General features: G+C 66.5%; 22 protein-coding genes. 14 read left to right on the forward strand and 8 right to left on the reverse strand.

Going from position 1 to position 25,481, the window contains the following annotated elements; all coding sequences use genetic code 11:
* Positions 1–118 precede the first annotated feature (118 nt).
* The 7 genes from ACZK4H_RS14070 (at position 119) to ACZK4H_RS14100 (ending at position 4,701) form a co-directional block, all read left to right on the forward strand.
* A complete protein-coding gene (locus ACZK4H_RS14070; RefSeq protein WP_142806340.1) occupies positions 119–358 on the forward strand; it encodes a hypothetical protein in 240 nt (79 codons plus the stop codon).
* Positions 359–360: 2 nt separating this feature from the next.
* Positions 361–720, forward strand: coding sequence for a GntR family transcriptional regulator (locus tag ACZK4H_RS14075; protein ID WP_079222416.1), 360 nt, complete (start codon positions 361–363; stop codon positions 718–720).
* Positions 720–1,595: an ABC transporter ATP-binding protein gene (locus ACZK4H_RS14080; RefSeq protein WP_099552635.1), complete on the forward strand. Its 876-nt coding sequence runs from the start codon at positions 720–722 to the stop codon at positions 1,593–1,595. The genes ACZK4H_RS14075 and ACZK4H_RS14080 overlap by 1 nt, the downstream gene beginning before the upstream one ends.
* Complete coding sequence (locus ACZK4H_RS14085) at positions 1,592–2,620, forward strand: ABC-2 transporter permease (RefSeq protein WP_099552634.1); 1,029 nt, start codon at positions 1,592–1,594, stop codon at positions 2,618–2,620. The genes ACZK4H_RS14080 and ACZK4H_RS14085 overlap by 4 nt, the downstream gene beginning before the upstream one ends.
* Positions 2,621–2,645: 25 nt before the next feature.
* A complete protein-coding gene (locus ACZK4H_RS14090) occupies positions 2,646–3,533 on the forward strand; it encodes a DUF4097 family beta strand repeat-containing protein (RefSeq protein WP_099552633.1) in 888 nt (295 codons plus the stop codon).
* A gap of 30 nt (positions 3,534–3,563) precedes the next feature.
* On the forward strand, positions 3,564–4,175 hold the full coding sequence (locus ACZK4H_RS14095) for a DUF2884 family protein (protein WP_099552632.1): 612 nt from the start codon (positions 3,564–3,566) through the stop codon (positions 4,173–4,175).
* A 100-nt stretch (positions 4,176–4,275) separates the two neighbouring features.
* On the forward strand, positions 4,276–4,701 hold the full coding sequence (locus tag ACZK4H_RS14100) for a hypothetical protein (protein ID WP_033833950.1): 426 nt from the start codon (positions 4,276–4,278) through the stop codon (positions 4,699–4,701).
* Between the two features lie 114 nt (positions 4,702–4,815).
* Here ACZK4H_RS14100 and ACZK4H_RS14105 read toward each other — a convergent pair whose 3' ends face one another.
* Positions 4,816–6,255 (reverse strand): class II fumarate hydratase, encoded by a 1,440-nt coding sequence (locus tag ACZK4H_RS14105; RefSeq protein WP_099552631.1) that lies wholly within the window; start codon positions 6,253–6,255, stop codon positions 4,816–4,818.
* 293 nt (positions 6,256–6,548) lie between these two features.
* On the opposite strand from ACZK4H_RS14105, the gene purB reads away from it, so the two are divergent.
* The 6 genes from purB (at position 6,549) to lpdA (ending at position 16,657) form a co-directional block, all read left to right on the forward strand.
* Complete coding sequence (gene purB, locus ACZK4H_RS14110; RefSeq protein WP_099552630.1) at positions 6,549–7,916, forward strand: adenylosuccinate lyase; 1,368 nt, start codon at positions 6,549–6,551, stop codon at positions 7,914–7,916.
* 659 nt (positions 7,917–8,575) lie between these two features.
* Positions 8,576–9,991, forward strand: coding sequence for a ribosomal protein uL16 3-hydroxylase (locus tag ACZK4H_RS14115; RefSeq protein ID WP_197577872.1), 1,416 nt, complete (start codon positions 8,576–8,578; stop codon positions 9,989–9,991).
* Positions 9,992–9,999: 8 nt separating this feature from the next.
* Positions 10,000–10,896 carry a GNAT family N-acetyltransferase gene (locus ACZK4H_RS14120; RefSeq protein ID WP_099552499.1) on the forward strand — a complete coding sequence of 299 codons (897 nt, stop codon included), beginning with the start codon at positions 10,000–10,002 and terminating at the stop codon, positions 10,894–10,896.
* Between the two features lie 186 nt (positions 10,897–11,082).
* Positions 11,083–13,914, forward strand: a complete 2,832-nt coding sequence (locus ACZK4H_RS14125; protein WP_099552500.1) for a 2-oxoglutarate dehydrogenase E1 component — start codon at positions 11,083–11,085, stop codon at positions 13,912–13,914.
* A gap of 40 nt (positions 13,915–13,954) precedes the next feature.
* On the forward strand, positions 13,955–15,157 hold the full coding sequence (gene sucB / locus ACZK4H_RS14130; RefSeq protein WP_099552501.1) for a dihydrolipoyllysine-residue succinyltransferase: 1,203 nt from the start codon (positions 13,955–13,957) through the stop codon (positions 15,155–15,157).
* Positions 15,158–15,220: 63 nt separating this feature from the next.
* Positions 15,221–16,657, forward strand: a complete 1,437-nt coding sequence (gene lpdA / locus ACZK4H_RS14135) for a dihydrolipoyl dehydrogenase (RefSeq protein ID WP_008264626.1) — start codon at positions 15,221–15,223, stop codon at positions 16,655–16,657.
* A 136-nt stretch (positions 16,658–16,793) separates the two neighbouring features.
* On the opposite strand, the gene ACZK4H_RS14140 is transcribed toward lpdA, so the two are convergent.
* Positions 16,794–17,690: a LysR family transcriptional regulator gene (locus ACZK4H_RS14140; protein WP_239503834.1), complete on the reverse strand. Its 897-nt coding sequence runs from the start codon at positions 17,688–17,690 to the stop codon at positions 16,794–16,796.
* 123 nt (positions 17,691–17,813) lie between these two features.
* Here ACZK4H_RS14140 and gstA point away from each other — a divergent pair, with 123 nt between their 5' ends.
* Complete coding sequence (gstA, locus tag ACZK4H_RS14145; protein ID WP_099552503.1) at positions 17,814–18,416, forward strand: glutathione transferase GstA; 603 nt, start codon at positions 17,814–17,816, stop codon at positions 18,414–18,416.
* 25 nt (positions 18,417–18,441) lie between these two features.
* On the opposite strand, the gene ACZK4H_RS14150 is transcribed toward gstA, so the two are convergent.
* From ACZK4H_RS14150 to ACZK4H_RS14175, 6 genes are all read right to left on the reverse strand, one after another.
* Positions 18,442–18,690 carry a hypothetical protein gene (locus ACZK4H_RS14150; RefSeq protein ID WP_099552504.1) on the reverse strand — a complete coding sequence of 83 codons (249 nt, stop codon included), beginning with the start codon at positions 18,688–18,690 and terminating at the stop codon, positions 18,442–18,444.
* The gene (locus ACZK4H_RS14155) at positions 18,687–18,899 is read right to left on the reverse strand and encodes a hypothetical protein (RefSeq protein ID WP_010486834.1); all 213 of its coding nucleotides are present in this window, start codon (positions 18,897–18,899) and stop codon (positions 18,687–18,689) included. Before ACZK4H_RS14155 ends, ACZK4H_RS14150 begins: the two co-directional genes overlap by 4 nt.
* Before the next feature lie 215 nt (positions 18,900–19,114).
* Positions 19,115–20,707, reverse strand: coding sequence for an alkaline phosphatase D family protein (locus ACZK4H_RS14160; RefSeq protein WP_099552505.1), 1,593 nt, complete (start codon positions 20,705–20,707; stop codon positions 19,115–19,117).
* Positions 20,707–22,950: a TonB-dependent receptor family protein gene (locus ACZK4H_RS14165; RefSeq protein WP_099552506.1), complete on the reverse strand. Its 2,244-nt coding sequence runs from the start codon at positions 22,948–22,950 to the stop codon at positions 20,707–20,709. Before ACZK4H_RS14165 ends, ACZK4H_RS14160 begins: the two co-directional genes overlap by 1 nt.
* Positions 22,951–23,123: 173 nt before the next feature.
* Positions 23,124–24,554 (reverse strand): replicative DNA helicase, encoded by a 1,431-nt coding sequence (locus ACZK4H_RS14170; protein WP_099552507.1) that lies wholly within the window; start codon positions 24,552–24,554, stop codon positions 23,124–23,126.
* A gap of 319 nt (positions 24,555–24,873) precedes the next feature.
* Positions 24,874–25,434 carry an NADPH-dependent FMN reductase gene (locus ACZK4H_RS14175; protein WP_099603905.1) on the reverse strand — a complete coding sequence of 187 codons (561 nt, stop codon included), beginning with the start codon at positions 25,432–25,434 and terminating at the stop codon, positions 24,874–24,876.
* Between the last annotated feature and the right edge of the window lie 47 nt (positions 25,435–25,481).

Below are 25,481 nucleotides of genomic sequence, written 5' to 3' on the forward strand. Positions count from 1 at the left end.
TGATTGTTTCAACACTCTGACCACCCCTGCCATCAGTTGGGGACGGCAGGGGGTTGCACCTGGGCGTGCCGGTGTTATAGTTGCATACAACACCAGTCACCTGAGACAGGGGGAAGCCATGAACGTCCGGATCCGTCGCAACCTCACCGCACCTGCGGCCGCTGCCGTTTCGACCCTGATCGTGCTGGCCTGGTTGGCCGCGCCCAGCTTCTCCGACTCCGCTGACAGTGCGCAGGACGCGACCGCCTCGCCGGCAGGGAACGCCACTGCTCCCTCCCCCCCTCCCCCGCGTCGGCTGCACAGCTCCCTGTCCATGCCGTATTTCTCGTTCGCCCAGCCGCTGACCCCACGGAGCTGAATATGAGCGACATCCAGTGGAGCGACGGCGCTCCCATCTACCGTCAGTTGAAGGAGCGCGTGATCGCCATGATGCTCGACGGAATCCTCAAGCCGGGCGATGCCCTGCCTTCGGTGCGCCAGGTGGCCGCCGATTACCAACTCAATCCCATCACCGTTTCGCGCGCTTACCAGGAACTGGCCGACGAAGGCCTGGTCGAAAAGCGCCGCGGCCTGGGCATGTTCATGACCGAGCAGGCCGCCACGCAGCTGCGCAGCAGCGAGCGCGAGCGCTTCCTCAATGAAGAATGGCCGGCCGTGCTGGAGCGCATCCAGCGCCTGGGCCTGAGCCTCGACGAATTGCTGCCCCAGGGGAAGATCTGATGAGTACCGTAGCAAGCGAAGCCGTCATCACCGCAAAAGGCCTGCGCAAGGCCTACAAGTCCACCGTTGCCCTCGACAATGCCAGCTTCAGCATCCCGAGCGGGCGCATCGTCGGCCTGATCGGCCCCAACGGTGCCGGCAAGACCACGGCATTGAAGGCACTGCTCGGCCTGACCTCGGTGGAAGGTGAGCTGAGCGTGCTTGGCCGCGATCCACGCCTGCACCGCGACGAGCTGATGAACGACATCTGCTTCATCGCCGATGTCGCCGTGCTGCCGCGCTGGCTGAAGGTGCGCGAGGCGATCGACTTCGTCGCCGGCGTGCATCCGCGCTTCGACCGCGCCCGCTGCGAACGCTTCCTCGCCAATACCAAGCTGCAGCCGAAGCAGCGCGTGCGCGAACTGTCCAAGGGCATGATCGTGCAGCTGCACCTGGCGCTGGTGATGGCCATCGATGCCCGTGTCCTGGTACTGGACGAGCCCACCCTGGGCCTGGACATCCTGTACCGCAAGGAGTTCTACCAGCGCCTGCTGGAAGACTACTTCGACGAGCAGAAGACCATCATCGTCACCACCCACCAGGTGGAAGAGATCGAGCACATCCTCAGCGACGTCATGTTCATCCGCGACGGCCGCATTGTGCTCGATGCGGAAATGGACGAGGTCGGCCAGCGCTACACCGAACTGCTGGTCAACGCCGACCAGCTGGAAACCGCACGCGCCCTGAAGCCGATCGACGAGCGCAGCCTGGCGTTCGGCAAGACCGTGATGCTGTTCGACGGCGTACCGCGCGCCCAGCTTTCCACCCTTGGCGAGACCCGCAGCCCGGGCCTGGCCGACCTGTTCGTCGCCGTCATGAAGGGGACCTACGCATGAATGCCGTCAACCACCCCGTCAGTCCCCTCGGCACCCTGCGCTGGCTGCTCAAGCGCGAGTACTGGGAAAACCGCGGCGGTTTCCTGTATGCCCCGCTGATCGCCGGCCTGATCTCGCTGGTGATGAGTACCGTCGGCATCGCCTTCGGCCTGTTCGCATTGAACCGCGCGGCGCGCAACGGTGCGCTGCATGTCGATGGCGAAAGCGTGAACGTCAATGGCCTGGACCTGGCCCTGCTCACCCGCAACATCGACAGCAAGGACCTTGCCGACCTCGGCAACGGCCTCGACCTGACCCTGGTGCTCAGTTCGGCCTGGCCGTTCCTGGTGCTGGCCTTCGTGGTGTTCTTCTATTGCCTGGGCGCCCTGTACGACGACCGCCGCGACCGCAGCATCCTGTTCTGGAAGTCGTTGCCGCTGTCGGACACCCAGACCGTGCTGTCCAAGGTGATCAGCGCACTTGTCGTGGCGCCGCTGATCGCGGTGATTGCCGGCATCATCACCATGTTCGGCTTCATGCTGATCATCAGCATCGTCGCGCTGATGCACGGTGGCAGCCCGATGGCCCTGATCTGGGGGCCCGCCAGCCCGTTGACCCTGGCCGCTGGCCACCTGAGCTGGATTCCGGTCTACGCGCTGTGGGCCCTGCCCACTGCAGGCTGGCTGCTGCTGTGCTCGGCCTGGGCCAAGAGCAAGCCGTTCCTGTGGGCGGTGATGCTGCCACTGTTTGCCGGCGTCATCGTCAGCACCACCAAGATCATGCCGCTGTTCGGCCTGACCACCGGCTGGTTCTGGCAGAACATCGTCGGCCGCCTGCTGCTGGGCGGCGTGCCCGGCATGGACCTGCTGTACCGCCTCGGCGCAGGTGAAGGTTCGCGCCGCGACCTGGACTCGGTGGTCAGCCTGATGTCCCCCGCCTCGCAGCTGAAGTCGCTGGCGATGCCGGAACTGTGGATCGGAGCGGCCGTCGGTGCAGTGTTCATCTTCCTCGCCATCCGCCTGCGCAAGCGCGCCGGCGAGATCTGATCCCATCCATCCGGAGGCACCACCCATGCGTTCTTTGCTCGCCTGTTCTGCGTTGTTGCTGTTGCCGTTGTCGGCGCTGGCCGCCGATGCTCCGAACTGCAAGTTCACTGCCGCCCGCGCGTTGAAGCTGGACGTGGCCGGTGCCAAAACGGTGGTGTTCGAAGTCAACCAGCACGACCTGAAGGTGGTCGCCAGCGCCGGCGGCGGCCAGTTGGACGGCCGCGCCTGCGCGTCCAGCCAGGAATGGCTGGACCAGCTGGTACTGGACCAGCGCAAGGTGGGCGACAAGCTGGTCGTCAGCCTGCGCCGCGACGGCCGCCAAAGCGGCATCAGCCTGGGCAACAGCTACGCCTGGCTGGATATCCGCGGCAGCGTGCCGGACAACCTGCCGCTGCAGTTCAAGGTCGGCTCCGGCGATGCCAGCGTAGAGAACGCACAGTCGCTGAGCGTGGACGTCGGCTCCGGTGACGCGGTGGCCCGCGGCACCCGCGGCAGCATCCACGCTGCAGTGGGTTCCGGCGACCTCAACATCGATGGCGGCAGCTCCCTGAATCTGCTGTCACTGGGTTCCGGCGACGTCACCGTACGCAACATCAGCGGCGACGCCAGTACCGGCACCGTCGGCTCCGGTGACCTGAAGATCACCGATGTGCGCGGCAACGCGCGGCTGGATACCGTGGGCTCGGGTGATATCGAGTTCAAGCGCGTGCAGGGCAACGTTGAAGTGGGCGTGGTCGGCTCCGGCGGGGTCGATCTGGCCGACATCGGTGGCAATGTGCATGTCCGCAGCCACGGTTCGGGCGACATCCACGTCGACGGCGTGCGCGGCACCCTGACCGTCGACCACAGCGGCAGCGGCGATGTCGAACACCGCAACGTCAGCGGCCGGGTCACCCTGCCGCGCGGCAAGTAATCCTCTTCCAGACACGTCCAGGGGAACATCATGAATCTGTTGCGCCTGCTGCCCACCACTCTGCTCTGCCTGCCGCTGATCGCCTGCGGCGGCACGTCCTCCGCCCCCGACAAGACCGTCGGCAAGAGCGTCGCCGAAGCCACCAGCGGCGTCGGCCAGACCGTCAAGGAAGCCATGGACGATGCCCGCAAGGACATCACCCAGGGCAACATCAAGATCTCCGCGGACAAGCAGCCGCGTGCGGAGATCACGCCCGACGGCCGCCTGCTGATCGCTGGCAAGGAGGTCGCGGCCAACGACACCCAGCGCCGCCACCTGCAGGAGTACCGCGGCCACGTGGTCGCCATCGCAATGGACGGCATGGATGTCGGCCTGGCCGGTGCCAAGCTCGGTGCCAATGCGGCCGGCGAAGCGCTGAAGGGGATCTTCAGCGGCGACAGCGAAGGTGTGGAGAAGCGCATCAACGCCGAAGCCGCCAAGATCGAGGTCCAGGCCAAGCGCATCTGTGATCGCCTGCCAGCGATGCTGGCCAGCCAGCAGGCACTGGCGCGCGAGCTGCCGGCATTCAAGCCCTACGCGACGATGGACCAGAGCGACGTGGACGACTGCGGCAAGAACAACTCGGTCACGTTCTCCAACTGAGACAAATCGACGCACCCGACCGGCAGCGGCCTTCCGTTGCCGGTCCGGCTGCGTCGACGGGCTTACAATGGGGGCCCCGGATGCCCCCTAACCGAACGCCATGAAGAAGTTGTTCCTGCTGCTGGCCGCCCTGCTCTGCCTGGGCCTGGTCGGCTGCGACAAGGATTACCGCAACCACCGCGCCGAGCGTGGCAAGCCCAAGATTTCCGTCAGCGAAGGCATGGTGACCGTGCGCCGCCCGCCCGCGCCGAACATCATCATCCTCGGCGATGGCACGATGAAGGTGGACGAGATCCAGATTCCGCTGGACGACGGACAGAAGCAGATGCTGCAGACGATGTTCGGCAAGCTGCAGGTGCTGCGCCAGAACACGCTGGTGGCTGCGCCGGCCGACCCGAACATGCAGCCGGTGAAGATCCAGCCACCGGAGGGCATGGAGGTGATCCCGGCCGACCTCATCCAGCGCATCCCCGAGTTCAAGGACTACACCGACACGTTCGGCAACATCGTCGCCGACCGTCGCTGAAGAAGAACGCCGCCCGAGGGCGGCGTTTCCTTTTGTAGAGCCGAGCCCATGCTCGGCTACTGACTGGAACCCGAGCCGAGCATGGGCTCGGCTCTACAGATTGCAGAATCCAGATCAACCGCCGCCGCCACCGCCCCCAGCGTGGATGCCACCCGCGGTCAGCGCGGTCGGATCCAGCAGGCGACGCAGCTCGGCCTCGTCAAGCCCGCTGTCTTCCAGCGCCACATCCAGCACCGGGCGCTGTTCCTTGTAGGCACGCTTGGCAATGGCCGCCGCCTTCTCGTAGCCGATGATCGGGTTCAGCGCGGTGACCAGGATCGGGTTGCGCGCCAGCGCTTCGGCCACGCGGTCCTCGCGCACCTTCAGGCCGGCGATGGCGCTGTCGGCCAGCAGGGTGGATACATTGGACAGCAGGCCGATGCCATCGAGCAGGTTCACTGCGATCAGCGGCAGGGTGACGTTGAGCTGGAAGTTGCCGGTCTGCCCGGCCACGGTGATCGCGGTGTGGTGGCCGATCACCTGCGCACAGGCCATCACGGTCGCTTCCGGAATCACCGGATTGACCTTGCCCGGCATGATCGAGCTGCCCGGCTGCAGCGCCGGCAGTTCGATCTCGCCCAGCCCGGCCAGCGGACCGGCATTCATCCAGCGAAGATCATTCGCGATCTTGATCAGGGCCACGGCCAGTGCATTGAGCTGGCCGGACAGTTCCACCGCGTCATCCTGCGCCGCCAGCCCTTCGAACTTGTTCTCGGCGCTGTCGAACTTGATCGAGGTCTGCTGCTTGAGTGCCTTGGCGACCTGCGCGCCGAAACGCGGGTCGGCATTGATGCCGGTGCCGATGGCGGTGCCACCCAGCGGCAGGCGGCGCACGCGCTTGAGGCTGTCCTCGATGCGTTCCTGCGCCGACGCGAGCTGCGCCGACCACGCGCCGAACTCCTGCTCGAAGGTGAGCGGCATCGCGTCCATCAGGTGGGTGCGGCCGGTCTTGACCACCTTGCGCAGGCTGCGGCCCTTCTTGTCCAGGGTCTTGCGCAGGTGCACCAGCGCCGGCAGCAGCTGTTCATGCGTCGCCAGCACCGCCGACACGCGCAATGCGGTCGGAATCACGTCGTTGGAGCTCTGCCCCTGGTTGACGTGGTCGTTGGGGTGCACCACGGTCTTGCCGGCCTTGCCGGCACGGTTGGCCAGGGTGGCGATGACCTCGTTGGCATTCATGTTCGACGACGTGCCCGAGCCGGTCTGGTAGACGTCGATCGGGAAATGCGCATCCCAGTCACCGGCAGCCACTTCGGCGGCGGCGGTCTGGATGGCCATGGCCACGGTCTTGGGCAGGTGGCCCAGCTCGGCATTGACGCCGGCAGCGGCGCCCTTGACCAGGCCCAGCGCACGGATGAAACCGCGCGGCATGCGCTGGCCCGAGACCGGGAAATTCTGCACGGCACGCTGGGTCTGCGCGCCCCACAGGGCATCGGCAGGCACCTGCAGCTCGCCCATGCTGTCGTGTTCGATCCGGAACCCGGTGGTTCCACCCTTGCTTGCAGCTTTGCTCATTGCATCGACTCCGCACTACTTCAGTTGGGGAAAGGGAAGCGGCGGCTGGCAGGGTGTCGCTTCCCGGGCTGGCGGCTGCGACAACGATACTCCCTTGCCTGCAGGGTGGGATGACGAGCGCGGGCCAGATCGTTCCGCCTGCAGGGCCGTTGTGCGCACACAGGGGTAGTGCCGGCCGCTGGCCGGCAATCCCTGGAATCGCGGGCCGGGCGTGATTGCCGGCCAGCGGCCGGCACTACCTCACCGGCACGTCGTAGAATATTGGCCCCGCCGCTCGTCCCCGCCCTGCCGACATGTCCGATTCCGCCCTGCTCGCCCTGTCCCCGCTCGATGGCCGCTACGCCGGCAAGGTCGACGCCCTGCGCCCGATCTTCTCCGAATACGGCCTGATCAAGGCCCGCATCGTGGTCGAGGTGGAATGGCTGCTGGCCCTGGCCGCCGAACCGGGCATCGTCGAGCTGGCGCCGTTCTCGGACGCCGCCATCGCCCGCCTGCGCGCCCTGGCCGCCAACTTCAGCCCGGCACAGGCCGCGCGCGTGAAGGAGATCGAACGCACCACCAACCATGACGTCAAGGCGGTGGAGTACTTCATCAAGGAACAGCTGAAGGACGACGCCGAGCTGGCTCCGGCGCTGGAATTCGTGCATTTCGCCTGCACCAGCGAAGACATCAACAACCTCAGCTACGGCCTGATGCTGGAGCAGGCCCGCCGCGAAGTGCTGCTGCCGACCCTGGACGGCATCGCCACCACCCTGCGCACCCTGGCGCACGCCCAGGCCGGCCAGCCGATGCTGTCGCGCACCCACGGCCAGACCGCCTCGCCGACCACCCTGGGCAAGGAACTGGCCAACGTGGTCGCCCGCCTGGAGCGCCAGCGCAAACAGATCGCCGCGGTCGAACTGACCGGCAAGATCAACGGCGCGGTGGGCAACTACAACGCCCACATCGCCAGCTACCCGGACGTGGACTGGCCGGTCTTCGCCGAGCGCTTCGTGACCGGCCTGGGCCTGGTGTTCAACCCGTACACCACGCAGATCGAGCCGCACGACAACATCGCCGAGATCGGCGATGCCGCGCGTCGCGCCAACATCATCCTGATCGACCTGGCCCGTGACATCTGGGGCTACATCTCGCTGGGATACTTCAAGCAGCGCCTGAAGGAAGGCGAAGTCGGCTCGTCGACGATGCCGCACAAGGTCAATCCGATCGATTTCGAGAATGCGGAAGGCAACTTCGGCATCGCCAACGCGCTGTTCGAGCATTTCAGCGCGAAGCTGCCGATCAGCCGCTGGCAGCGTGACCTGACCGACTCCACCGTGCTGCGTGCGCTGGGCACCGCGTTCGGCCACAGCCAGGTGGCACTGGATTCGCTGGCCAAGGGCCTGGGCAAGCTGGAAGTGAACCCGCAGCGCCTGGACGCCGATCTGGACGCGGCCTGGGAAGTGCTGGCCGAGGCCGTACAGACGGTGATGCGCCGCCACGGCCTGCCGAACCCGTACGAGCAGCTGAAGGCGCTGACCCGTGGCCAGGGCATCACCGCTGAGTCGATGCGTGCGTTCGTGCAGGGGCTGGAGCTGCCGGCGGATGCGAAGCAGCGCCTGCTGGAGATGACCCCGGGCAGCTACACCGGCCTGGCCGAGTCGCTGGCGAAGAAGATCTAAGGGGTTTCCTTTGCGGCGGCGGCCGCGGGCGCTGCCTGCGGCAGGCAACGGCAACATCAACGTCAAGAGCGGCTCTGGGTTGTTGCCTCGCTTGGCGGGGCGGGTTGGGTTCGCGGGGGACGCCGTGAACCCGTCCCTGGGGGCTTGGCCGCGGCATCCATGCCGCGGACACCCCCGCGAACCCAACCCGCCCCACCTCTGACAGATTCCCGGTGACGGATCGAAGAGCATTGGGTTGTCGGGACGGAATTTGAAAGAGGGACGCGGCTTCGCCGCGTCCCTCTTTTGTTTTGGGATGAGCAAGCGCAGCGCGCGACCCGCTTTTGCCTTGCTTTTTCTTCTTCCATTCCGTGGCGGGCCGCGCAGGAAACTGTCAGGGGCCGGGCGGGGTGGGTTCGCGGGACCGTTGGCGCCATGGATGGCGCCATCGAGCCCCCATGGATGGGTTTACGGCGTGTCCCGCGAACCCACCCCGCCCGGCCCAGCCCAGGAAGCCGGCGCTTTGCGCGACCAACCACCCCGCCACGAGGGGCTCCGCCGTTGGCCGGACACCCCGCGACAAACCCGCGCACGTGCGCAATCCCCACGAACGGCGGACAATGGAACCCTTGGCGGCCCGCTGCGCCGCCCCTCCCGCTTTCCGCTGCAAGGATTCCCCCATGGCCGCCCGCAAGTCCTCCGCCCCCCTCATCGAAGTCACCGCCCGCCCCGGCCAGCCGCTGGGCATGGCGCCGGCCACCTTCCTGCGCGACTTCTGGCAGAAACGCCCGCTGCTGATCCGCAACGCCTTCCCCGATTTCCAGACGCCGGTTCAGCCGGAAGACCTCGCGGGCCTGGCCTGCGAGGAAGGCGTGCTGGCGCGCCTGATCGAGCACGACAAGGCCCAGGACGGCTGGCGCGTGCGTAGCGGCCCGTTCCAGGAAGACATCTTCCCCGCCCTGCCCGACCACGACTGGACCCTGCTGGTGCAGGACGTCGACAAGTGGGACAAGGACGTGCGCGCCCTGATCGAGCATTTCCGCTTCCTGCCGCGCTGGCGCATGGATGACGTGATGATCAGCTTCGCCGCCACCGGTGGCTCGGTTGGCGCCCATGTCGACCAGTACGACGTGTTCCTGCTGCAGGCCCACGGCCATCGCCGCTGGCAGATCGACGCCAGCGAATCGATCAAGGGCAAGCAGCCGCCGCTGGGCTTCCGCCCGGACGTGGAACTGAAGCTGCTGAAAGTGTTCAAGCCCACCCATGACTGGGTGCTGGCGCCGGGCGACATGCTGTACCTGCCGCCGAACGTGCCGCACCACGGGGTGGCCGAAGATCCGTGCCTGACCTTCTCGTTCGGCATGCGTGCGCCGGCCTCGGCCGAGCTGATCAGCGATTACCTGGACACCCTGATCGCCGATGCCGACGAGAACATCCGCTACCAGGATGCCGACCTGAAGGTGCCGGCCGACCCGAACGAAATCGACACGGTGGCGATGGCGCGGGTGATCACCGCTCTCAACGCCATCCGCATGAACGACCCGGACAAGCTGGGCGACTGGTTCGGCCGCTTCATCACCACCTACCGCGCCGCGGGCGAAGTGATGGCGCACCAGGCCGCGCCGACGCCGGAGGAAGTGGTCCAGGCGCTGGCCTCGGGCCTGCTGCTGCAACGCCACCCGTGGGCGCGACTGGCCTGGCGCCGGGCCAAGCGTGGCGCCAGCCTGTATGTCAGCGGCCAGGACTTCGCGCTGCCGGTGAAGGACGCACAGCGCCTGGCCGGTGCCGAGCAGCTCGACGCCGCCGCCTATCGCGGCCTGTCCGACAAGGGCCGCGCCGTGGTCCAGCAGCTGCTGGTCGGTGGCGTGTTCCAGCTGATCGATCCGAACGAGGTGTATGACGCTGAAGACGAGGACGACAGCGAGGACGCCGTGGTGCTCGGCGAAGTGGTCGAAGGCCGTGACCGTGTCGACGCGATCGACGCCGACGCGGTGTCCGACGATGTCCACACCGTGACCGTGCACGACGACGGTATCGAGGTCATCGTCAACTTCGAGGATCACGACGAAGACGACAGCGACGACGGTCGCGCCTGAGACCTGCCATGGTCCGGGTCCAGCAGGTCAGCCACGCCGACGCCCACGTCGCCATCCACGACGTGCGGCAGCGGGTGTTCGTGCAGGAACAGGGCATCGCCGCCGAACTGGAGCGCGACGCGCTGGACCCGGTCAGCGCCCACGTGCTGGCGCTGGACAGTGACGGCCAGCCGGTCGGCACCGGCCGGCTGGCACCGGATGGCCGCATCGGCCGCATGGCGGTGCTGGCCAGCCATCGCAGCCACGGGGTCGGCGAGGCCCTGCTGGAGGCTCTGGTCGAGGCCGGGCGCAGGCTGGGCCTGGCCGAACTGCACCTGCACGCCCAGCTGCCGGCCCGCGATTTCTATGCCCGCCAGGGCTTCCTGCCCGAAGGCGAGGTGTTCGAAGAGGCCGGCATCGGCCACCAGCAGATGCGCCGCCGGCCGGGCGCGGCCAGCGCGATCGACAGCCGCGCCGAAGCGGTAGCCATCACCACCGCCATCGTCCACCGCGCCCGCCGCCAGCTGTGGCTGCACAACCGCCAGCTGGACCCGGGGCTGTTTGACGCGCCGCCGGTGCAGGCCGCCCTGCGCCGCTTCGTCACCGCCCGTCACGACAAGCAGCTGCGGGTGATCGTGCACGACGCGGCAGCGATCGCCGCTGCCGGCGCGCCGCTGCTGGCGCTGGCCCAGCGCCTGCCCAGCGTGATCCAGTTCCGCGAGGTCAGCGATCCGGTCGACCGCGCGCTGGCCTCGGCCTGCCTGCTCAACGATGCGGGCGACTTCTACTTTCGTCTGATCGGCCATCGCCTCGACGGCGAGGCCGGCATCGCGCTGCCAGCACGTTCGCAGCCGTTCGAGCAGCAATTGCAGCGTGTCTGGGACCGTTCGCGCGATTGCAGCGAACTGCGTGCTCTCGGTATCTGAGCGCGCGCCACCGCGCCAACCTGTCTGGGAGCGGCACCGGGGGAGGCGCGATGCCTCTGGTGGTGCCCCTTCGTGTCCGGTTGGGGGTACAATTTGGCTGTTTGAACGCGCCCGTGCATGGCTATTCATCTTCGTGCCGGGTCCTTCTGAAGCCATACCCCACAAAGCGAATCAGCACCCTCCATCGTGGACAATCAACTGAAGCAGTTTGCGCAATCTTCGCAACTCGCCGGCGGCAACGCCTCCTATGTCGAGGACCTGTACGAGCAGTACCTGGTCTCCCCGGATAGTGTCGATCCCAAATGGAAAACCTACTTCGACGGCTTCAAGGGCCGCGAAGCAGGTGACATCCCGCACTCGGCTGTCATCTCCCACATCGCGGACGCGGCCAAGGATGCGCTGAAAGCCGGCACCGGCAGCGGTGCGGGCGACGAGCGTGAGCGCAATGTCGGTCGCCTGATCACCGCCTACCGCTCGCGTGGCCACCTGGACGCCCGCCTGGACCCGCTGGGCCTGGCCGCACCGGTCAACACCCCGGACCTGGGCCTGCCGTTCCACAGCCTGTCCGATGGCGACCTCAACAGCGAATTCAGCACCGGCGGCGTCGGTGGCCAGCCGCGCATGAAGCTGCGCGACCTGCTGGCACGCCTGAAGGCGACCTACACCGGCTCGATCGGTGCGGAGTTCATGCACATCTCCGAGGTCGAGCAGCGCCAGTGGATCTACAAGAAGCTGGAACTGGCCGGTGGCAACTACCAGCTGGACGCTGACACCCAGCGCCGCACCCTGGAGCGCCTGACCGCGGCCGAAGGCCTGGAGCGCTACCTGCACACCAAGTACGTCGGCCAGAAGCGCTTCTCGCTGGAAGGCGGCGACTCGCTGATCCCGATGATGGACACCATCATCCGCAGCGCCGGCAAGGATGGCGTCAAGGACGTGGTGATCGGCATGGCCCATCGCGGCCGCCTGAACGTGCTGGTCAACACCCTGGGCAAGAACCCGCGCAAGCTGTTCGACGAATTCGAAGGCAAGTTCGAGCACGACGAGCACGCCTCGGCCGGTGACGTGAAGTACCACATGGGCTTCTCCGCCGACGTGGCTACCGACGGCGGCCCGGTGCACCTGGCGCTGGCGTTCAACCCGTCGCACCTGGAAATCGCCGACCCGGTCGTGGCCGGTTCCGTGCGTTCGCGCCAGGAGCGCCGCAAGGACACCGCCCGCAAGCAGGTCATGCCCATCCTGATCCACGGCGACGCGGCCTTCTCCGGCCAGGGCGTGGTCATGGAACTGTTCCAGATGTCGCAGGCCCGCGGCTTCGCCGTCGGTGGCACCGTGCACATCGTGGTCAACAACCAGGTCGGCTTCACCACCTCCAACCCGCTGGATACGCGCTCCACGCGCTATGCCACCGACGTGGCGAAGATGATCGCCGCCCCGGTGCTGCACGTGAACGGTGATGATCCGGAAGCGGTGGTGTTCGCCGCGCAGCTGGCCTTCGAGTTCCGCCAGAAGTTCGCCAAGGACGTGGTCATCGACCTGATGTGCTACCGCCGCTGGGGCCACAACGAGGCCGACGAGCCGGCGATCACCCAGCCGCTGATGTACCAGGTGATCCGCAAGCACGCCACCACCCGCGAGATGTACGCCGAGCAGCTGGAAAAGGCAGGCGTGATCGCCGCCGGCGCCGGCAAGGCGATGGTCGATGCGTACCGCGAGAAGCTCGATGCCGGTGAAGTGACCACCGAGCTGGCCAAGGTCGAGAAGACCCCGCCGACCAGCCCGCTGTTCGTCGATTGGCCGAAGCTGCTGGAAGGCAAGCTGTCCGATCCGATCTCGACCAAGGTCGAGAAGAACAAGCTGGTCGAGCTGGCCAAGCTGATCAACACCATTCCCGAAGACGTGCAGCTGCACTCGCGCGTGGCCAAGGTCTACGACGACCGCCGCAAGATGGCCGCCGGCGAGATCCCGGGCGACTGGGGCTTTGCCGAGAACCTGGCCTACGCCACCCTGCTCGACGAAGGCAATGCACTGCGCCTGGTCGGCCAGGACGTGGGCCGCGGTACGTTCACGCACCGCCACGCGATCCTGCACGACCAGAAGACCGACAACTACTACATGCCGCTGCGGCAGCTGGTGGATTCGCCGGAGAAGGCCACCGTCATCGATTCGCTGCTGAGCGAAGAAGCGGTGATGGCCTACGAGTACGGCTTCTCCACCACCGATCCGAACACGCTGTGCATCTGGGAAGGCCAGTTCGGCGACTTCGCCAACGGTGCCCAAGTCGTCATCGACCAGTTCATCGCCGCCGGTGAAGCCAAGTGGGGCCGCATTTCCGGCCTGACCCTGCTGCTGCCGCATGGCTATGAAGGGCAAGGCCCGGAACACAGCTCGGCGCGCCTGGAGCGCTTCCTGCAGCTGTGCGCGCTGGAGAACATGCTGGTGGTGGTGCCGTCGACCCCGGCGCAGGCCTTCCACATGCTGCGTCGCCAGCAGCACCTGACCACCCGCAAGCCGCTGGTGGTGATGTCGCCCAAGTCGCTGCTGCGCCACAAGCTGGCCGTGTCGACCCTGGACGAGCTGGCCAACGGCGAGTTCCAGCACCTGATCGGCGACGCCAACGCGGACGCCAAGAAGGTCAAGCGCGTGGTGCTGTGCTCGGGCAAGGTCTACTACGATCTGCTGGAAGACCAGACCAAGCGTGGCCAGGACGACGTGGCGATCATCCGCGTGGAGCAGCTGTACCCGTTCCCGCGTGCGCTGCTGGCTGCCGAACTGAAGAAGTACGGCAAGGCCACCGACGTGGTGTGGACGCAGGAAGAACCGCAGAACCAGGGTGCGTGGTACCAGATCCGCCACCACCTGCAGTTCTGCCTGGCCGATGGCCAGAACCTGCACTACGCCGGTCGCGCACGTTCGGCTTCGCCGGCTGCCGGTCACATGGCTGACCACGTCCGCGAACAGCAGCAGCTGGTCGCCGACGCACTGGTCAACCCGTTCAACGACACGTTCGCTGAATAATCCTCCCCCTATTTAGAAGACAAACCAGGAAGCTCCCGCAATGGCCACCGAAGTCAAAGCCCCGGTACTGCCCGAATCCGTCGCCGACGGCACCATCGCCACCTGGCACAAGAAGGTGGGCGACGCCGTCAAGCGCGACGAAAACCTGCTTGACCTGGAAACCGACAAGGTCGTCCTGGAAGTGCCGTCGCCGGTCGACGGCGTGCTGAAGGAGATCAAGTTCGCCGAAGGCTCGACCGTGACCTCCAGCCAGGTCGTGGCGATCATCGAAGAAGGCGCCGTCGCTGCTGCCCCGGCTCCGGCCGCTGAAGCCGCTCCGGCTGCAGCCGCTGCCCCGGCCGCTGCTGCGCCGGCCGCTGCCGCCGCTCCGGCCCCGGCTGCCAAGTCGGCCGCCGACACCCTGCCGCCGGGCGCCCGCTTCACCGCCATCACCGAAGGCGTGAACCCGGCCGACGTCGACGGCACCGGCCGTCGCGGCGCGGTCACCAAGGAAGACATCGTCAACTTCGCCCGCAACGGCGGCGCCGGCAAGGCCGGTGGCGCACGTCCGGAAGAACGCGTGCCGATGACCCGCATCCGCAAGCGCATCGCCGAGCGCCTGATGGAGTCGAAGAACTCCACCGCGATGCTGACCACCTTCAACGAAGTCGACCTGTCCAAGGTCTCGGCTGCGCGCAAGGAACTGCAGGACGAGTTCGTCAAGGCCCACGGCATCAAGCTGGGCTTCATGAGCTTCTTCGTGAAGGCCGCTGCCAATGCCCTGCAGCGCTTCCCGCTGGTCAACGCCTCGATCGACGGCGACGACATCATCTACCACGGCTACTCGGACATCTCGATCGCCGTGTCGACCGAGAAGGGCCTGGTCACGCCGGTCCTGCGCAACGTCGAGCGCATGTCGTTCGCCGACATCGAGAAGACCATCGCCGATTACGCCAAGAAGGCCCGTGACGGCAAGCTGAGCCTGGAAGAACTGCAGGGCGGCACCTTCACCGTGACCAACGGCGGCACCTTCGGTTCGCTGCTGTCGACCCCGATCATCAACCCGCCGCAGAGCGCCATCCTGGGCATGCACGCCATCAAGGAGCGTCCGATCGCCCAGAACGGCCAGGTCGTGATCGCGCCGATGATGTACCTGGCGCTGTCGTACGACCACCGCATCATCGACGGCAAGGATTCGGTGCAGTTCCTGGTGGACATCAAGAACCAGCTGGAAAACCCGGGCCGCATGCTGTTCGGCCTGTAAGACACCTCCCGCCCCTCCGCGCCTGCGTGGAGGGGTTCTGGTAATGCATCAAGGAATAATTCAATGGCTGAACAATTCGACGTCGTCGTCATCGGTGCCGGCCCGGCCGGTTACCACGCTGCCATCCGCGCGGCCCAGCTGGGCCTGAAGACCGCCTGCATCGACGCAGCGCTGGGCAAGGACGGCAAGCCGGCCCTCGGCGGCACCTGCCTGCGCGTGGGCTGCATCCCGTCCAAGGCGCTGCTGGATTCCTCGCGCCAGTTCTGGAACATGGGCCACATCTTTGGCGACCACGGCATCAGCTTCAAGGATGCCAAGATCGACGTCGAGGCGATGGTTGGCCGCAAGGACAAGATCGTCAAGCAGTTCACCGGCGGCATCGGCATGCTGTTCAAGGCCAACAAGGTCGCCGCTTACTACGGTTTCGGCGAACTGCAGCCGGGCAACGTGGTCAAGGTCACCCAGCATGACGGTTCCATCGTCGAGCTGAAGGGCACCAACGTCATCATCGCGGCCGGTTCGGATTCGATCGAACTGCCGTTCGCCAAGTTCGACGGCGAGACCATCGTCGACAACGTCGGCGGCCTGGACTTCACCGAAGTGCCGAACCGCCTGGCCGTGATCGGCGCCGGCGTCATCGGCCTGGAACTGGGCAGCGTGTGGAAGCGCCTGGGCGCTGAAGTCACCATCCTGGAAGCACTGCCGGAATTCCTGGCCGTGGCCGACGCCGAAGTGGCCAAGACCGCTGCCAAGGAATTCAAGAAGCAGGGCCTGGACATCCGCCTCGGTGCCAAGGTCTCCAAGACCGAGATCACCGGCAAGGGCAAGAAGAAGGAAGTCGTTGTCACCTACACCGACAGCGAAGGCGAAAAGACCCTGACCGTGGACAAGCTGCTGGTGGCCGTCGGCCGTCGCGCCGCCACCAAGGGCCTGCTGGCCGAAGGCACCGGCGTCAAGATCAACGAGCGCGGCCAGATCGAAGTCGACGCGCACTGCCACACCGGCGTCAACGGCGTGTGGGCGGTCGGCGACTGCGTGCGCGGCCCGATGCTGGCGCACAAGGGCTTCGAGGAAGGCATCGCGGTAGCTGAGCTGATCGCCGGCCTGCCGGGCCACGTCAACTTCGACACCATCCCGTGGGTCATCTACACCGAGCCGGAACTGGCCTGGGTCGGCAAGACCGAAGCCCAGCTGAAGGCCGAGGGCATTCCGTACAAGGCCGGCAGCTTCCCGTTCGCCGCCAACGGCCGTGCCGTGGCGATGATCGAGCCGGCAGGCTTCGTGAAGATCCTGGCCCATGCCGAAACCGATCGCATCCTCGGCATGCACCTGGTCGGCGCCAACGTCTCCGAGCTGGTGCACGAAGGCGTGCTGACCATGGAGTTCAGCGGCTCGGCCGATGACCTGGCCCGCATCTGCCACGCCCACCCGTCGCTGTCGGAAGTGATCCACGACGCGGCGATGGCAGTCAGCAAGCGCGCCATCCACAAGGCGAACTGATCGTTCGCGGGTAGTGCCGGCCGCTGGCCGGCATGGCTGGATACAAAAAGCCCCGCCTCGGCGGGGTTTTTTTGTTGCCCGCAACCCTGCCGGGCAGCCGACGCCCCCACGCTCCGGCTCCTCGCCGGCAGCGGGTTCACGCTGATCCGGACGCCCGGCCCGCAGCGGCCGGGCCCAGCTCCTGCATGAACACCTGCGTTGCACGCGATGCGCGCCCCGCCTGCGAACAGACCAGGCCGAACACGCGCCGGATGCCCGGCTGCACCGGCAGCACGCGCAGGCCGTGCAGATCGTCCGGCAAGGTCGATTCCGGCACCAGCGAGACTCCCAGGCCCTCGCGGGCCAGCACGCACGCGCTGGCCCAGTCCCGCACGGTCACCCGTACGTCGCTCAGCTGTAGACCGGCCTCCGCCATCAGGCGCTGACCGTTCACCGCACAGCCCCCTGTTGCGAGGATGAAGGGCTCGGCCGCCAGCTCGCTCAAGGCCACCCCGCTTTCCGTGGCACGCCGCGCCAGCGGATGCGACTGCGCAAGCACCGCCATCCACCCATCGCTGCCCAGCATCAACGGGGTGCGATCGGCAGCGGGGTTCATCACCACGCCGGCGTCGACCGTGCCTGATTCGAGCCAGCACTCCACCTCCTCGTCGGTGCCCTCCACCGCCACCACCTCGATGCCCGGGTGACGGCGCTGGAAGTCACGCAGCAGCGCGGGCAGCACACTGGAAACGAGCGACGGGAAGGTCGCCAGGCGGATGCGTGCGCCATTGAGCCCCTGGCTGTCATCGGCCAGCGCGCGGATCGCCTGCAGACCGCCCAGCATGATGCGTGCGTGTTCGATCACCCGCTGCCCGAGCGCGGTGATCTCCACCTGCCGCCGCTCGCGCACGAACACCGCAAAGCCCAGGGAGGACTCCAGCTGGGCAAGCGCCTGGCTGGCACCGGACTGGCTGATGCCGACGCGATCAGCGCCGCGCGAGATGGTTCCCTCGTCGGCCACAGCAACCAACAGGCGCCAATGGGCAAGATTCATCATGGCAGGCAGTAGCTCGGCTTATGGCAGGAAAATCGAAGATTGATTTTACCGGATGCCGCTCACCCAGCAGACTCCTTCGCATCGGCTGGCCCAGCCGTCCTTTCCGCCTCGAGACCGTCCATGAAGCTCTACTACGCGCCCTACACCTGCTCGCTTTCGCCGCATATCGTGCTGCGCGAGCTTGGCCTGCCCTTCGAGCTGGTCAAGGTCGACAACACCACCAAACAGACCGCCGATGGCCGCGATTTCCGCAGCATCAACCGCAAAGGTTATGTGGCGGCGCTGGAACTGGATGACGGTCAGGTGCTGACCGAAGGCCCGGCCATCGTCCAGTACCTGGCCGACCTGAAACCCGAATGCGCGCTGGCCCCGCCCGTCGGCAGCTGGGAGCGGGTACGACTGCAGGAATGGCTGAACTTCGTCACCAGCGAAATCCACGCTGGCTCGGCACCGCTGTTCAATGCGGCACTCCCGAAGGACGCGAAGGCATTCTTCCGCGAGAAGCTGTTCAAGCGTTTCGACATGCTGCAGGAGACACTGGCGCAACAGGACTTCCTGATGGGACCGTCCTTCAGTGTGGCCGACGCCTATCTGTTCACCGTGCTGGGCTGGTGCCGGTTCTTCGCCATCGACCTTGCGGCGTGGCCGGCCTTGCCTGCGTACATCCGCAGGGTCAATGCGCGACCGGCCGTGCAGGCGGCGCTGCGCGCAGAGGCAGCATGATGTGCAGCCGAGCGTAGGCTCGGCTCTACACCTTTCCAGCCGGCTTCCTGGGTGGATCGTCGCAGACCTTGTGCTGCACCACCGTCTCGCCGACCTTCCATTCCTTCGTGACCCGGCAGCGCTCCTTGGCTTTCGGCACAGAGACCGCTGCAGCATTCGCCTCGTCAGCCGCAGCAGTCTGCTGGCGCTCCAGCCACACCGATGGCGGGGCTGGAGGTGTGGCCAGTCCCGGCCCCGCAAGCAGAACCAGACCCACCAGCAGCACGGCCCTCATGCCGCCACCGCCCGGCCACCCAGCAGGCGCGCCGGCAGCATGAACAGCGCACGCAGGAAGGCGAACAGGGCCGAGAAGGTGATGCCGACCAGGCGGAACGGCAGGCTCAGCAGCCACACGAACGGCCAGGCGATCAGAGCGAGGATCGCCAGCGGCCAGCACAGCACGAACAGCAGGCACCACACACCGAGCGCGAACAGGGTCTTCATCACGGTCTCCTTGTGGCGGCACCCTGCCGCCTGCGGACACCTTGGCGCCCTGCCCTTGCCGCGCGCAAACGGTTTGCGACGAAACCGGGCTGGGAGCGATGAAACCGATCCAGCGCTGTTGTAGAGCCGAGCCCACGCTCGGCTGCTCATGGGAATGTGCGGACCAACGGTCCGCACCCACCGGAGGCAGAGAGCAGCCGAGCGTGGGCTCGGCTCTACAGGAGCTGCACTGCGCCCGGGCGGCCGTGGGTGACCTGGAAGCGGGCCGCGGTTCGCGCCGGCGCATCGGCGCGCAGGACGCTGTCGGCGAAGCGAAGCTCGGCATCCACGGTCTGCCGGTTCAGCTGCAGCTTCCACCAGCCGCGGCGGTCTCCGTCGAAATAGCGGATATGCGGGTTCTGCGGTATCGACGGTCCGTAGTACGGACCGTACGGCGTGTCGTCGCCGCCGCTGCTGATCGCCGGGGCGATGAATTCGGTGGCCACGACTGGCGCACTGGCGGCATCGAAGTCCAGCTTCAGGTCGTTGACGAAGGTGGAATGCCAGTCCCCGCCCAGCACGATGGCATTACCCTGCCCACCCGCTTGCATCGCCTGCAGCAGGCGGTTGCGAGCCGCCGGATAACCATCCCAGGCATCGTTCCAGAAGCGTTCGCGTGGCGTGCCACCGTCCAGCCGCAGCTGTGCCATCAACAGTTGCTGCACCACCACGTTCCAGCGCGTGCCGCGTGCGGCCGCCATCGACTGCGCGAACCAGGCTTCCTGGCCCACGCCCAGCATGCTCATGCGCGGGTCCAAGGCGGCCTCGCAGCGCGGCGACTCGCCCACCCCGCAGGGGTTGGCCGGACGGAACTGGCGGCAGTCGAGCAGCGTCAGCTGTGCAAGATCGCCGTAACGCAGGCGCCGATGCACGTGCAGGCCACCGTTGCCCGCAGGCGTGCTGCGCATCGGCAGGTGTTCGTAGAACGCGCGGTAGGCCGCCGCGCGGCGAACGATGAAGTCCTCCGTCGAGACGCCGGGCTTCTCCGGATGGATGCCCGAGTAATCGTTCTGCACCTCGTGGTCGTCCCAGATCACCGCGAACGCGTGTGCGGCGTGCGCGGCCTGCAGATCGGGATCGAGCTTGTACAGCGCGTACTGGTCGCGGTAGCGCTCCAGGCTGACGGTCTCGCCGCTGAAGCGCCCGGCATCCAGCGTGCGCCCGCGTGCGTTCTGCAGCGGGCTGTATTCGTACAGGTAGTCGCCGGCATGCAGCACCAGGTCGACATCGCTCTGCGCGATATCGCGCAACACCGGGTAGTAGCCGCTGTTCCAGGCCTGGCAGGTGCACAACGCCAGCCGCAGCTGCTGCAGCTGCGTGTCCAGCAGCGGCGCGGTGCGGAAGTGACCGACCGCGCTTTCCTCATCGCCATCGCAGGCGAAACGATAGTAGTAGTCACGGCCCGGGCGAAGGCCGCTGACTTCCACATGTACCGAATGCGCCAGCTCCGGCACCGCCGCGGCGACGCCACGCTGCACCAGCCGGCGCATGCCGGGGTCTTCGGCCACGAACCAGCGCACCGGCACCGCCCGCGACGGCATGCCACCGCCGTTGAGCGGGTCCGGCGCCAGACGCGTCCACAGTACTGCCCCCTGCGGATCCGGATCGCCGGCAGCGACGCCCAGGGTGAACGGATCACGTCCCAACCGCGGGCGTGGGCCGGCCGTAGCCAGCCCCGGCATCGCCGCCAGTGCGATCGCTGCCCCCGTGCCCTGCCATGCCATGCGCAACAGGCGACGACGGCTTTCCGGATCGACAGGCCCGCGCATCAGAAGTGCACGGTGGCGGTGGCCATCACCTGCCGCGGCGCACCGACCTGCATGGTCGCCAGGCTGCGGGTCGGGTCGGCGGCGTAGGTGCCGTTGGTGTTGATCGAGGACAGGTAGCGCTTGTCGGTCAGGTTGGTCAGGTTCAGCGCCACGGTCAGGTTCTGTGCCGGGCCGAGCTTGCCGAAGTCATAGGCCACCGAAGCATTGACCAGCCAGTAGCTCGGCACCGACACGTCGTTGGTATAGGTCACGAAACGCTTGCCGACGTGGTTGGCCGACAGGCGCATGTCCCACGGGCCCGGCGTCCAGGCCAGGGTGCTGGCGAACATCCATTCCGGGGTATCGACGGTCTTCTTGCCGCGGGTCGGCACCACGCCGTTGTTCACGTAGTCGTTGTCGTAGGTGCTGTCATTCCACGACAGCGCGTTGGACCACGCCAGGTCCTGCATGGGCTTCAGCTGCAGGGTCGCCTCGGCGCCGCGGCTGGTCACCGAACCGACGTTGGAGAACAGCGCCGGGCAACCGAGGATGCCCACGCACTGGGCAATGGCCAGCAGGCGGTTGTCGAACTTCACGTCATACACCGCCACCGAGGCTTCATAGCCCTGGCCATAGCCGCGCCAGCCCAGCTCGATGGTGCGCGACTGTTCCGGCTTCAGGTTCTTCGCGCTGGCATCGAATGCGGCCTGCGGTACGTTGAACGGGCTGCCCACGCCCAGCGCATAGGCCGCGATGTTCTTGGCGAACGAACCAAAAATCTCGTTGCCTTCGTTGAGCTTGAAGTTGAAGCCGGCCTGCGGCAGGAAGCCCTTCTTCGAGGTCAGGCTGCTGTTGTTGGCATAGCTGCCCAGCGGCGTGCGCACGCTGGTGCGGGTGTGCGGCGACTTCGCGCCGATGTCGATGGTCAGGCGGTCATCGAACAGGCGGAAGCGGTCCTGCACGTAGAACTGGCGGGTGATGGTGGTGTAGCGCTGGTGCCACACGCGCTGGTCCGGATTGCGCAGGAAGAAATCGTCGGTGATCGGGCCGTCGATGTAGTAGAAGTTGCGCTGCACGCTGTGGCCGTTGTCTTCGTACCACAGGCCCGCTTCCAGTTCGTGGCCCGCCACGTTCCAGGTGAACGCCGAGGTCACGCCCGTGCGGTCGATCGCATACTCGGTGGTGCGGATCGAGATCGGGATCTCGCGGCTGGTGCCCGGGTTGGACGGATTGGACGGGCTGAACCAGTGGCCCTGGCCACGGTTGCTGTGGTTGTAGACATTGACCTTCAGGCGCATCGACTCGTTCAGGCCGAAATCGCCGGCAATGCTGGACAGGTCGTCATTGCGCAGGCCGTGGCCGGAGTAATACGCGTCCCACGGGCTGTTGACGCCACCCGTGTACTTTCCGCGTGCCGCGGCAACGGCGCGATCCCAGTCCGGCGCGTAGTTGTCCCAGTCCCAGCCGAGACGATCGATCATCTCCAGCGACAGGTCCTGGTAGTCGGCCTCAACGCGGCGCGAGGCGTTGAACAGCGCGGTGATCCTGCTGTCCGCGCCGAAGTTGTAGGTAGCCTTGCCGTTGAACTGCTTCAGCTCCTGCGAGCCCTTGCCCTTCCATTTGTCGCCTTCCGAGTACGCGCCGGACAGGTAGGCCGCAAAGCCCTGGTGGTCGCCGGTATCGAGGCGCGCATAGCTGCGGCGCGCGTTGTCGCTGCCGAAGCTCTGTGCCAGCACCACGCCATACTCGGTGGACGGATCGATCGAATAGAACTGGAACACACCGCCGAGGTTGCTGGTGGACGGCGTACCCAGCGCGCCAATGCCGGTGGAGACCTCCGCACCGCCCAGGTTCTCGCTGATCACCGCACGGCTGATGTGCAGGCCGTTGCTGTTACCGTAGGCCATGTTGCCCAGCGGAATGCCATCGAGCGTGTAGCCCAGGCGGTTCTGGTTGAAGCCACGCAGGCTGATGGTGGTGGACCACTCGTAGGCACCTGTGGCGTCGGCCGATTCGAAATGCACGCCCGGCTTGGTCGCCAGCAGCTTCAGCGGGTTCGCACCAGGCGGCAGCACTTTCATGTCCTCGGCGGTCACGCGCTGGACCTGGCGCGCTTCACCGCGGCCGATCACCGAGATCGAATCGAGCGTGGTGGCCGACGGTGCGTCGGCGGCGGGGGCGGTTTCAGCGGCGGCAAGCGACGGCAGCGAAGCACAGACCAGCAGGGCCAGCAGATTGCGGCGGAGCGGAGCGTGGGACGGCATGGGGGCGGATTCCTTGGGCACGCTGGACGCCGAAGGGCGGCGTCGAAGGGCAGCAGCGGCGGAATCGTAGAAGCGTCGCGTTACATGTCATTTACACGCCACATACGGAAGATTGGCGTTTCGAATGGTTTGCCGGCCGTGGAGTGGTTGCCGGCCAGCGGCCGGCACTACGGCTATTCGAATGAGCCGACCGAGTCGTGGGCCAGATTGTCGAAGCGGGTGTATTCGCCGAAGAACTTCAGCTTGCACGAACCGGTCGGGCCACCACGGTGCTTGCCGATGATGATCTCGGCCAGGCCCTTGTCCGGCGAATTTTCCTTGTTGTAGTAATCGTCGCGGTAGATGAAGACGATCATGTCCGCATCCTGCTCGATTGCGCCTGATTCGCGAAGGTCAGCCATCACCGGGCGCTTGTCGGTACGTGTTTCCAGCGAGCGGTTGAGCTGCGACAGCGCGATCACCGGCACGTGCAGTTCCTTGGCCAGGCCCTTCAGCGAACGCGAGATTTCCGAAATTTCGGTCGCGCGGTTCTCGCTGTTGCCCGGCACGCTCATCAGCTGCAGGTAGTCGATCACCACCAGGCCCAGGTCGTGCTCGCGCTTGAGCCGGCGGCACTTGGAACGCAGCACTTCCGGCGACACGCCCGGCGTATCGTCGATGAAGATCTTGGTTTCCTTCAGCATCTTGATCGCGCTGGTGACGCGGCTCCAGTCTTCGTCTTCCAGCTGGCCGGTACGCAGGCGCTGTGCGTTGATGCGGCCGTTGGAGGAAATCAGGCGCATCGCCAGCTGCGACGCCGACATTTCCATCGAGAACACCGCCACGCCCTTCTTCGACTTGATCGCTGCGTACTCGGCGATGTTCAGTGCGAACGTGGTCTTGCCCATGGCCGGGCGCGCGGCGAGGATGATCAGGTCGGTCGGCTGCAGGCCGGCGGTCATCGCATCGAAGTCGTTGTAGCCGGTCGGCAGGCCGGTGATGTTGCCGCCGTTCTCGAAGCGGTTGCGCAGCTCCTCGAAGGCATCCTTCAGCGCGCCAGGCATGGCCACGAAGTCGGTACGCCCGCGTGCCCCCTGTTCGGCGATGGCGAACACGCTTTTCTCCGCAGAAGCCAGCAGCTCACTGCTGTCACGGCCCTCCGGCTGGAAACCATCGTTGACGATGTCGGTGCCGACCTGGATCAGCTGCCGCAGCACCGCCTTGTCACGCACGATCTCGGCATAGGCCACGATGTTGGCCGCCGACGGCGTGGTGCTCGCCAGCTCGATCAGGTAGGCGCCATCGCCCACCAGCTCCAGCTTGCCCTGCGATTCGAACCACTCGCCCAGGGTCACCGCGTCGAACGGCCGCTCACGCTCGGACAGCTCGCGGATCGCGCGGTAGATCATCTGATGATCGCGGCGGTAGAAATCGCCCTCGGTCAGCTGGTCGTTGACCCGGTCATAGGCCTCCGGCGCCAGCATCAGGCCACCCAGCACCGCCTGCTCGGCTTCCACCGAATGCGGCGGCACGCGCAGCTGGTCGATACGCGATTCGTCGCGATCGCGATCGAAGCCATCACCGCGCTCTCTGCGGTTGGAACGGAAGCCGGGACGAGCGGACATGCTGCGGTGTTTCCTGCAAAAGTGGGCCGGACGAGTGTAGGCATGCGCCGACCCCGGCGGCCATGGACAAGCCTGTGGATAAGCCGTGGAGAAACGGGGGATATCCGCCGGTGCCTGGCCAGTCTGGCGCGGGGGCGTCGCAATGCCTGCGACGGGCGCCGTTGCGACGCCCGAATGGGTCATTATCGCAGATCAGGGGGCCTGGGTCGGATTCCGTGCAGCGCACGGGCTCCGGCCCGCTCAGCGGGACATGGGGGCAGAGCCCGCCGCTGCGCGCCGGGATCCGTCCCCGGGCGTGGCTGCTCCGACCCCATCGGTCTCAATCGCCCTTCACGTGCACCGCGATCAGTGCCAGGAACCGGTCCACGTAGCCCTGCAGGAATTTCTGCGTGCCCTCGTTGTGGATCGTGCCGTCGGCATCGATCAGGCCGTCCTTGAAGTGGATGAACGCTTCGGGCTGGCCGAGCACGTGCATATCCAGGAAGGCCAGGCTGATACGCAGGTGCTGCTGGGCCACGGCAGTACCGATCTGGCCGATGGAAGCGCCGATCACCGCCGCCGGCTTGCCGGCAAACGCGCTGTCACCGTAGGGGCGCGAGCCGATGTCGATGGCGTTCTTCAGCACGCCCGGCACTGACCGGTTGTATTCGGGGGTCACGAACAGCACCGCGTCGGCGGCACGCACCTGATCCTTCAGCCGGGTGCCCTGCGGCGGGTACTGTCCATCGAAATCCTGGTCGTACAGCGGGAGATCACCGATCTGCACGTACTGGAAGCGCGCGCGGTCGCCGGCGATCTTCTCCAGCGCATGGGCCAGCTTGCGGTTGCAGGAATCCTTGCGCAGGCTGCCAACGAACACGGCGATGGTGGGGACGGACATCGGGACGTACTCCTCACGGTGCGGGAGGCCCAGCCTAGACGCCGGGC

This window comes from Stenotrophomonas sp. 78350_Sma, assembly GCF_056482105.1.

What these genes read in the sequence shown, in the direction of transcription:
- ACZK4H_RS14070 (WP_142806340.1), top strand. Translation starts at nt 119, where the DNA reads ATGAACGTCCGGATCCGTCGCAACCTCACCGCACCTGCGGCCGCTGCC.
- ACZK4H_RS14075 (WP_079222416.1), top strand. Translation starts at nt 361, where the DNA reads ATGAGCGACATCCAGTGGAGCGACGGCGCTCCCATCTACCGTCAGTTG.
- ACZK4H_RS14080 (WP_099552635.1), top strand. Translation starts at nt 720, where the DNA reads ATGAGTACCGTAGCAAGCGAAGCCGTCATCACCGCAAAAGGCCTGCGC.
- ACZK4H_RS14085 (WP_099552634.1), top strand. Translation starts at nt 1,592, where the DNA reads ATGAATGCCGTCAACCACCCCGTCAGTCCCCTCGGCACCCTGCGCTGG.
- ACZK4H_RS14090 (WP_099552633.1), top strand. Translation starts at nt 2,646, where the DNA reads ATGCGTTCTTTGCTCGCCTGTTCTGCGTTGTTGCTGTTGCCGTTGTCG.
- ACZK4H_RS14095 (WP_099552632.1), top strand. Translation starts at nt 3,564, where the DNA reads ATGAATCTGTTGCGCCTGCTGCCCACCACTCTGCTCTGCCTGCCGCTG.
- ACZK4H_RS14100 (WP_033833950.1), top strand. Translation starts at nt 4,276, where the DNA reads ATGAAGAAGTTGTTCCTGCTGCTGGCCGCCCTGCTCTGCCTGGGCCTG.
- ACZK4H_RS14105 (WP_099552631.1), bottom strand. Translation starts at nt 6,255, where the DNA reads ATGAGCAAAGCTGCAAGCAAGGGTGGAACCACCGGGTTCCGGATCGAA.
- purB (WP_099552630.1), top strand. Translation starts at nt 6,549, where the DNA reads ATGTCCGATTCCGCCCTGCTCGCCCTGTCCCCGCTCGATGGCCGCTAC.
- ACZK4H_RS14115 (WP_197577872.1), top strand. Translation starts at nt 8,576, where the DNA reads ATGGCCGCCCGCAAGTCCTCCGCCCCCCTCATCGAAGTCACCGCCCGC.
- ACZK4H_RS14120 (WP_099552499.1), top strand. Translation starts at nt 10,000, where the DNA reads ATGGTCCGGGTCCAGCAGGTCAGCCACGCCGACGCCCACGTCGCCATC.
- sucB (WP_099552501.1), top strand. Translation starts at nt 13,955, where the DNA reads ATGGCCACCGAAGTCAAAGCCCCGGTACTGCCCGAATCCGTCGCCGAC.
- lpdA (WP_008264626.1), top strand. Translation starts at nt 15,221, where the DNA reads ATGGCTGAACAATTCGACGTCGTCGTCATCGGTGCCGGCCCGGCCGGT.
- ACZK4H_RS14140 (WP_239503834.1), bottom strand. Translation starts at nt 17,690, where the DNA reads ATGAATCTTGCCCATTGGCGCCTGTTGGTTGCTGTGGCCGACGAGGGA.
- gstA (WP_099552503.1), top strand. Translation starts at nt 17,814, where the DNA reads ATGAAGCTCTACTACGCGCCCTACACCTGCTCGCTTTCGCCGCATATC.
- ACZK4H_RS14150 (WP_099552504.1), bottom strand. Translation starts at nt 18,690, where the DNA reads ATGAGGGCCGTGCTGCTGGTGGGTCTGGTTCTGCTTGCGGGGCCGGGA.
- ACZK4H_RS14155 (WP_010486834.1), bottom strand. Translation starts at nt 18,899, where the DNA reads ATGAAGACCCTGTTCGCGCTCGGTGTGTGGTGCCTGCTGTTCGTGCTG.
- ACZK4H_RS14160 (WP_099552505.1), bottom strand. Translation starts at nt 20,707, where the DNA reads ATGCGCGGGCCTGTCGATCCGGAAAGCCGTCGTCGCCTGTTGCGCATG.
- ACZK4H_RS14165 (WP_099552506.1), bottom strand. Translation starts at nt 22,950, where the DNA reads ATGCCGTCCCACGCTCCGCTCCGCCGCAATCTGCTGGCCCTGCTGGTC.
- ACZK4H_RS14170 (WP_099552507.1), bottom strand. Translation starts at nt 24,554, where the DNA reads ATGTCCGCTCGTCCCGGCTTCCGTTCCAACCGCAGAGAGCGCGGTGAT.
- ACZK4H_RS14175 (WP_099603905.1), bottom strand. Translation starts at nt 25,434, where the DNA reads ATGTCCGTCCCCACCATCGCCGTGTTCGTTGGCAGCCTGCGCAAGGAT.